Raw genomic sequence first — 8,115 nt, 5'->3', positions numbered from 1 at the left:
CCATTCGGGGAAACGACTAGACACCGGTTCCCCACCCGAATTGCTTGACGACCATAGAGCGTTGGAACCACCTGATCCCTTTCCGAACTCAGAAGTGAAACGATGCATCGCCGATGGTAGTGTGGGGTTTCCCCATGTGAGAGTAGGTCATCGTCAAGCACCTATACCCAAAACCCCCAGGCCTAACCGCCCGGGGGTTTTGCTTTGTGCAGATAAAATAGGTTTGTGGAGCTGGAACAGTTTATCTAGCGACGCATCTCTATTCGGCAAACCAGCCTAGTCCAGTTATACTGTCTTTTCGCCAATTTTGTACCTGAGTGTTGTTATGAGCTGCGATGCCTCTAACCTGAAATCTTATATCCGTGCTGTACCTGATTTTCCTAAGCCGGGTGTGATTTTTCGGGATATTACCCCGTTGTTTCAATCGCCACGTGCCTTAAGAATGACTGTGGACAGTTTGATTCAGCGCTATGTTGAGGCTGAGTTCACGCATGTGGGAGCGTTGGATGCCAGGGGCTTCTTGATTGGTCCCATATTGGCTTACGCACTGAATAAGCCATTAATTCTTTTCCGTAAAAAAGGAAAGCTTCCTGCCGAGTTGCTTACCGAGACCTATACAACTGAATACGGTGATTCCGTCATTGAGGTTCATAAAGACAGCTTGTCGCAAGGAGACACTGTACTGCTGGTAGATGACCTTATTGCAACAGGTGGGACTCTTGTTGCTGCGGCAAACCTGATTCGCCGCATGGGGGCTAATGTGTTTGAAGCAGCTGCTATTGTAGATTTGCCAGAATTGCAAGGCTCTAAGCGTTTACAGGAAGCAGGCATTCCGACGTTTAGCCTTACTGAATTTGCTCTTTCTGAGCGCTAAAAAGAGCCCGCTTTAGCGGGCTTTTTTATGAAATGTATTTTGCAGGGAGCAGGCAATACACTAAACGCAGGCTTCCCAGTCCTGTCTTTATTGCTTGAATCAAGTAAGAAAGACACTGGTGCGTTAAGGTATCGAATACGTTAGGGTAGTATCCTCTCTTACTTCGTCTTCTTTGAGCAGTTTGGCAACAATCTAATCAACCAAATGATGTCTGCTGCCAAACATGATTACCATTATCCAACGGCAAATTGTGGCTCCAGCGCTCACGAGAGCGCCGGAGTGTTCATTATTGAAGCGGTTGTGGTACCACGTGCGTAAAGCTTAGGTCTGCACTGTTCGTAATCGACCAAGGGTTTTTTGCGGTTCCTTCAAAGGTAATATCTCTAAAGCTCGAGTTTCGAAGACCATTGATAGTGGCAGGTGCTGTTCCTTTGAAACTTACCTTGGCAAATTCGAAGCGTTCATGGAAAGCATCATGCGCGCTGTCGCCCTTGATCTCCAAGGCTGCAGAGACAGGATTCTCCACGGTAACGTTGCTGACCTTAATATCCTGAAATTTGCCGGAGATATCCGAGCGCTTGTAGTCCAGGATGGCGTTAGGATCGTTATAGTCCAAGGTGAATATAAAGCCTTGCTTGGCGCTATTACGAATGGCGGAGTCGCGAAAGATGACATTTCTGACGCCGCCGCCCATGAAGTTGGTACTTTTCATGCGCAGCCCGACATCGGTCCCGTCTGAGACATTATCCTCGGCCAGGATATTCTGTATCCATGCCCCGGTGTGGCTGCCAGCAACGATCATGCCGTGGCCGTGACGAAAGTAGTTATTGAAGACCCAGACATTTTCCTGTGGCTTCTGTTTAATGGCATCAGCCCCAGTCCCTGCTGCGAAGTTGACGCAGTCATCACCCGTCTCGAAAAAGTTATTGAAAACCATGGCACCTCGGCTGTTGGCAAATTCAATACCATCACCGTTATTGGCATCGTATGTCTTGTGTGTCGTGTTGGCCATCACCACATTTTCCGTCTCTAAGTTCATGATGCCGTGGTAGGCTGAATTGAGTACAGTAAAGTCACCATAGAATACGTTACGAACATTGCGCAGCGTGATTAGCGATGACCGCATTTGGCCGTACGCATCCTTGACGTTCATACCCGACGCCACTGCTCTCTGGACTTGGTCCTTGGCAAGAATGCCGTCTTGCATATAGCGTGTGTTGTTGCTTGCGACGTAAACTGGTAAGGCTCGTCCCAGCTCATCAGTGTCGTCTTCCAGACGCTTCCAGCCATTGCCGTTGATAATCCCTTTACCTACGATACGGATGTTTTCGAAATGCTCTTCTGTGTAGGGGTCGCGGGGTAGCGCGTTGATAAGGGAGGCGGGACGGATGGTGGTGGAGTAGGGGTACTGAATATATCCCTTCGCTGGATAGTCCTCCCCGCGCTCTGAGCCGAGAAGCGTTGCGCCACGTCCAATTTCGAGCGTCATGTTGCTCTTCAGGTAAAGTGCACCAGTCTTGAACGTCCCGGCAGGAATGAGTACCTTGCATCCAGGTGTGCAAGCATCAATAGCGGCTTGGATGGCATGTGTGTTAACAGTCTTGCCATCTCCTTTAGCGCCGTATCGAACGACATTGAACACTTTGGGTAGACGGCTGGTACGCTGGACTACTGCTCTGCTGTCAGCGGATTCATTGCCATAAGCATCTACAGCACGCACCGTGAAACGGTATTCAGTGTCTGCCTTCAGGCCCGTTGCCGTGAAGCTGTGGATGGTAATACGGTGGTGGAAGCCGTCTGTGTCTTCTTCATAAAAACGATTAATGTAAGGCTTGGCAGGTGAGACGCGATTGTTATTGGCGGTGGCGCTGCCAAGAAATTTGCCGTTCAGGTAGACGTTATAGTCACGGATATCCTGCGGATTTGCAGGCTTTTCCCACACCAGAACAATCTGGCTCTCATCGTAGGCTAGTGTAGGAACCTGTACGTTAACCGGCGCATCAAGTGCGAAGCAGGGTAACGCGGTAACGGTTAACCCCAAGGTTAACGCTGTTATGGTCAGAATCTGTTTTTTCACTGAGCGTGACAAGCCTGCAGGGGGGTCGATGCTCATAGATTTATCCTTATTGTTATGAACGAGAGGGTTTAGAGCGCCACCTTGAGCCCATCATAATTTATTTGTGTGGTATGACAACAGCTAAGAAGCTATTCCCTCGGTTTGTGAACGAGCGGCTTCCTGAGCAGCTAAGTACAGACAGCCAATTTTATGACCTTTAGCTGCTATAAGGCTATCTGAGGCTAAAGCGCCACTATAACCCTCGACTTCGATGGTTATTCTCAAAAGGAGTGGGTGGAATCCCTTGACAAAATGGCGTTGCCAAAAAATACTGATCTTGTTGTATGACGACTTACAGATGAAGACTGTTTGATGAAAGTAAATCTTCAGGCCTTCTTTAATAGTTAATCTAGTTAATTATTTAGACTCCTGCATAGCTGGTAGTGTTGATACTTGGCTGGTGGGCAAACAGACCAGCTAGTAAACAAGTCTTAACAACAACAAAGGACTAGCATGATTCTTCTTACCCGCTCTCTAGTTTCAGCAATGCATTACTACTTGGTCACCCGGCACATGGCTGTTTTTTCTTCCGTCAAGCAGGTTAACGCCTTCAGCTCATAGGCGCGTGCTCTCGGAGCATTTAACGGTACTGAATTTACAACGGTTCGCTTGTACAGCTCTGGATGCTGTCGAGTTACTGAGGAGTATTCGCATGCGTATGAAAGGCTCGGCTCTGATGGGGTGTTTGCTGCTAGCTGGTGCAGGATTCGCTCAGGGAGCAACGTTCTTGAATGGAGTGGTCATGGCCGATGCGCCTTTGACCAATGCCAAGGTCACAGTGATTGATAAGTGGGGAAAGCAAAAGACTGCTCTGACGGACCGCAAGGGGCATTGGCGCCTGGAAGCCTCAACACTGACGCCGCCGTTACTGGTATCCGCTACCGATCTTACACCGCGCGACGGACACATTACGCAAAATTGCCGCTACAACGATAAACCTCGAACGCGTTGTATGGCCTCGGTAGTGACAGCGCTCCCACGTAATGGAAATACAACGGTCAATATCACACCACTTACAGATCGGATTGTTTCCGAAATCGCCCAGAAGCTTGGGTACATCGGTCCTCAACAGTGGGTGGAAAGTGGTAATGCGGGGCAAATGCGCGAGGAGTTTCTAACTGCTCCGCTTAATGCGATGAGGGCAGGCCTTTCGCAAGCACTGACTCAAGCAGGCGTTAGCCATGTAGATCGGTACAACCCTATTACCACCCCCCTGCGTGACGACGGAAAAGGAGCTGAGGCGTTGCTCCAGGTGATTAATCACAACCGGGGTTATCACAATGACAGCGGCGAGGCGAGCGGAACCATTCTGACTGATATTCGCTTTCGCCCTATTCTAGGCTTCAGCGATGTCAGCACGACGCATGACACCAGCAGCTATGAGCGCTTCGACTACCTGCGTGCAAAGGGTGAGCTGGAGGCTATCAAGAGCGCTAAGGTGCGCATCCTGATTGTGAGTGATTCCACCGCAGCAACCTATGAGGAAAGCCGACTACCCAGGATGGGATGGGGGCAGGTCTTCCAGGAACGCTTTCGGAACGATAGCGGTGTTGCCGTACTCAACGGAGCGCGGGCAGGGCGATCGAGTCGCGATTTCTATAACGAGGGTTGGTATCAACAGATGGCGCGCTTCATGAAGGCAGGTGACTATGTATTCATCGCCCATGGGCACAACGACCAAAACTGTAATAGCGCCAAACCGGTGCGTGGTGCGGCAGATGTGAAAAACCTGTGTACCTATCCCAATGACAGTAATGGCAACAAGCAATATCCTGAAGGCCAACCGCAGCTGTCATTCCAGAACTCCTTGGAGCGCTACATTGCATTGGCGCGTCGGCAAGGAGCCAGACCCATCATTATGACGCCTACCACACGGGTGATGACTGCAGAGCGTAAACCCGCTTTCGAAAATGGTGATACTACACCGGTTGGCAGTTCCCACTGGACCAAGCAGAACAGCGAAAACGGCTATGCCTATGTAGGTGATTACGCGGCCACCATTCGCAAAACGGCTGCGGACAATCGAATTCCATTCATTGACCTCGAGCGGAAGACTATCGACTTCGTCAATCAGCACCGAGACGACTGGAAGTCCTATTGGCTTGCGGTTGATCCCAACGACCCACGCTATCCCTATTACAAAACCCAGACTTCCGGAACGTTGGATAATCCTGATCGTACCCACTTCCAGCAGAAGGGCGCCGAGGCGGTTGCCGGTATAGTAGCCGAAGGCATCGCGCAGCAACCGGCACTGGTTGAGCTGGCTGCAAAACTCAAATAAGAAGGAATAACAACAATGTCCATGCCTTCCCTATTACGCAGCACCATGCTCTTGGGCACTGTCAGCCTTGTATGTATCAGCCAGACGGCATTGGCAGTGCAGTACCAGGCGGTGGTGTCACCAACGGCGCAACCCAACACATTCACATCCATTAATGCGGCCATCAAGGCGGCCCCATCAGACCAGTCGCCCTATGTCATTTTCCTGAAAAAAGGAACCTATGAGGAGCGCTTGAGCATCACTCGCCCTAATATCACCTTGATAGGCGAGCAGCGGGACAAGACCATCATCAGTGCCGGTGTGTACGCGGGCATGCTCGATGAGAAGAGACAGAAATATGGTACGTCAGGCAGCAGCACCGTGAGTGTGAACGCGCCTGATTTTACAGCGCGCAATCTGACCATTCGAAACAGTTTCGACTTTCCGGCCAATGCGGCCAAGCTGGCTACTGATCCTACCAAGGTAAAGGATACCCAGGCGGTGGCGCTGCTGCTGGACAGTAACAGTGATCGCGCGCGTTTTCACAATGTGAGACTGGAGGGATATCAGGATACGTTTTATAGCAAAACCGGTAGCCGCAGCTATTTCACTCAAAGCAAGATCACAGGGCATGTTGATTTCATTTTCGGATCAGGGATCAGTGTGTTCGATCACTGCGACATCGTTGCTCGACGCCGTACCGATATAGCACCGCCTTATGGCTATCTCACCGCGCCTAGTACCGATATCAAGTCTCCCTACGGGCTGATCTTCCTGCAAAGTCGTATTGTGAAAGAGATGGGGGTGCCTGCTCGCAGTTTCGCATTGGGACGTCCCTGGCATCCTACTACGACCTTTGAGGATGGCCGTTACGCTGACCCGAATGCAATCGGTCAGTCAGTCTTTATCAAGTCTTATATGGATGATCACATCTACGGCTGGGACAAGATGTCGGGCAAGGACAAGGATGGCAACACCATCTGGTTCTATCCGCAGGACTCTCGCTTCTTCGAGGGGCGCAACTATGGTCCAGGGGCTGCATTATGGGACCCACAGCGACGACAGCTTACAACTGAGCAGTTGAGGACGTTTACCTTGGACCTTATCTTCCCGGATTGGAAACCTGAAAGGTTCAAGGACTGATAGCGCTAATCTGCCTGATCACCCCTGATGCGATCAGGCAGGACGCTAACGGAGTTAGCACAAGGCTTGATTGGCCAGTGCCATTTGTAGTGCATTGCCCAATGGTATGGGGGGACTACCCTTGACCATTTGTGCAACTTTATCCGTTTGAGGAATCCCGATATCGGTCAACCAGTTGCTTAACCCACTGCTGTGTGTGACGTCCAGCCGAACGAACTGTCCGGCTACTCGAGACAGTAGGGCAACAATCAACACTTTCGCCTGCTCGGCGGACTCTGCCACCACCGGCCCAATAGCTAGACCGCGCCCAAACGGGCGTAATAATGCAAAGCCGACCTGCTGCCTATCCCGCTCAATACCTATTACGTACTGACTGATCTTTAATAAAGCCGCAAGCACTAGGCCACGGTTCATTCCGGTTGCGCTGGAAGCTAATTCAATGAGTTGAGGAAAATGTTGTGATGTTATCTCGTGCAGCGTATGCCCGACTGGTAGCTCATGATGAGGGAGGGCTGGTGCGCTCGCGGTTTGGTGTTGATGAATATGTTCGTAGGTAATAAAGCCCTGGCTGGAATAAAGGGGCGCTCCTTGTGGTGTTGCAACCAGGAGAGGAGTGCGTGGGCTTGTATGGTTCAATACCTGGTCGACCAATTTACGGCCCAGTCCTTGGCCTTGTCGCCGCACATCAACGATGACCAGACCTAGGCTGACGTAATCGCCTTGAAGGCAGCAGAGCGCCGTACCCAATATGCCATGTGCGTCTTCTGCCACTATTCCCTGGCTGACGTGGTGTATCCATTGCCAGTCCTGCAGGCGATGGGGCCAGCCTACGGCACGTGACAATTCATGGGCATGTATCAGGTCTTCCGTTACCATTGGGCGAAATCGAATCGGAACCTCAGCAATCGACATGGGCTATAAAGTTCTCCGGCTCGGTCAGTAATAGACATTGGTCACTGTACCAGTCTACAGCCGATGCCTATCCAATGACGAAATGCTAAATAGGGTGAGATAGAGGCTTATCTCCAGATATATCTGGATAACCGATGTGGTTCGTTCAAAAGGGTATTGAAAGATCCTGTCAAAATTGACCCGAAATTGAATGGCCGTATCAATGTTCGCGTTTCAGAAAAGCAGTGGTCTCGCCAGAGTGATTATGAACTAATCAGACAAATCATTAATTAATAGGTAATGCTTTTAAAGGTTCGCAGCCTAATTAAGTATTCCGTTCTATGCGACTTACTTTATATTTTTTATCACTTTGGCGAAGTTCCAGATAAACCTGTGCCAGCAATTGACGCTTTTGTAGGTCAATGTAATATGGAAATTGCTGCACCCTGTAAATTTGGGCCAGCAATGAGCGTGTAGTTGAAGCTGATAATTTAGCTGGATCAGTAAAGATCTTGATTTAAGGCCAAGCCTGCAGCTGTTCTCTGCTCGTAACGGCGAGCGCACGTAGCTGACCCTCGGAACGGCGGGAAGTCACGCGACCATTCACGAAGATAGTAGCAGCCAATTCCTTGTTGAGCATGCCGGTAATGACTGTAGACCTGCAGGCGCAGTGCTATCTCCTTGTTGCGCCCAAGCATGAGTCCGGCCAGATGCCCCTGGGAGCCATAGAGGGTAATACCGATGCCCCAAAAGTCAGGAGGATCGGGAAAGCCATATAAGACGATCGGCGGATTATCGTAGGCTGCTTTTTAGATAAACAATACAGCTATG

At 50.3% G+C, this 8,115-nt stretch carries 5 protein-coding genes and 1 rRNA gene; 4 read left to right on the top strand and 2 right to left on the bottom strand.

Features of this window, described 5'->3' with window-relative positions:
* Positions 1 to 43 precede the first annotated feature (43 nt).
* Positions 44 to 159, top strand: a 5S ribosomal RNA gene (gene rrf / locus HMPREF1487_RS20740).
* Between the two features lie 166 nt (positions 160 to 325).
* Positions 326 to 874, top strand: a complete 549-nt coding sequence (locus HMPREF1487_RS20735) for an adenine phosphoribosyltransferase (RefSeq protein WP_010798695.1) — start codon at positions 326 to 328, stop codon at positions 872 to 874.
* 286 nt (positions 875 to 1,160) lie between these two features.
* Here the strand turns inward: HMPREF1487_RS20735 and HMPREF1487_RS20730 are convergent, their stop codons facing one another.
* Positions 1,161 to 2,987: a glycosyl hydrolase family 28 protein gene (locus tag HMPREF1487_RS20730; RefSeq protein ID WP_010798694.1), complete on the bottom strand. Its 1,827-nt coding sequence runs from the start codon at positions 2,985 to 2,987 to the stop codon at positions 1,161 to 1,163.
* A 655-nt stretch (positions 2,988 to 3,642) separates the two neighbouring features.
* On the opposite strand from HMPREF1487_RS20730, the gene HMPREF1487_RS20725 reads away from it, so the two are divergent.
* Positions 3,643 to 5,271 carry an SGNH/GDSL hydrolase family protein gene (locus HMPREF1487_RS20725; RefSeq protein ID WP_010798692.1) on the top strand — a complete coding sequence of 543 codons (1,629 nt, stop codon included), beginning with the start codon at positions 3,643 to 3,645 and terminating at the stop codon, positions 5,269 to 5,271.
* Positions 5,272 to 5,286: 15 nt separating this feature from the next.
* Positions 5,287 to 6,393, top strand: a complete 1,107-nt coding sequence (locus HMPREF1487_RS20720) for a pectinesterase family protein (protein WP_010798691.1) — start codon at positions 5,287 to 5,289, stop codon at positions 6,391 to 6,393.
* Between the two features lie 54 nt (positions 6,394 to 6,447).
* Here the strand turns inward: HMPREF1487_RS20720 and HMPREF1487_RS20715 are convergent, their stop codons facing one another.
* Positions 6,448 to 7,305: a GNAT family N-acetyltransferase gene (locus HMPREF1487_RS20715; protein ID WP_010798690.1), complete on the bottom strand. Its 858-nt coding sequence runs from the start codon at positions 7,303 to 7,305 to the stop codon at positions 6,448 to 6,450.
* Positions 7,306 to 8,115 lie beyond the last annotated feature (810 nt).

Source organism: Pseudomonas sp. HPB0071, from assembly GCF_000478505.2.
Taxonomy (GTDB): Bacteria; Pseudomonadota; Gammaproteobacteria; order Pseudomonadales; family Pseudomonadaceae; genus Chryseomonas; species Chryseomonas luteola.
The sequence above is the reverse complement of the archived record's forward strand: the minus strand, read 5'-3'. Positions and strand labels throughout refer to the sequence as shown.

What these genes read in the sequence shown, in the direction of transcription:
- HMPREF1487_RS20735 (WP_010798695.1), top strand. Translation starts at nt 326, where the DNA reads ATGAGCTGCGATGCCTCTAACCTGAAATCTTATATCCGTGCTGTACCT.
- HMPREF1487_RS20730 (WP_010798694.1), bottom strand. Translation starts at nt 2,987, where the DNA reads ATGAGCATCGACCCCCCTGCAGGCTTGTCACGCTCAGTGAAAAAACAG.
- HMPREF1487_RS20725 (WP_010798692.1), top strand. Translation starts at nt 3,643, where the DNA reads ATGCGTATGAAAGGCTCGGCTCTGATGGGGTGTTTGCTGCTAGCTGGT.
- HMPREF1487_RS20720 (WP_010798691.1), top strand. Translation starts at nt 5,287, where the DNA reads ATGTCCATGCCTTCCCTATTACGCAGCACCATGCTCTTGGGCACTGTC.
- HMPREF1487_RS20715 (WP_010798690.1), bottom strand. Translation starts at nt 7,305, where the DNA reads ATGTCGATTGCTGAGGTTCCGATTCGATTTCGCCCAATGGTAACGGAA.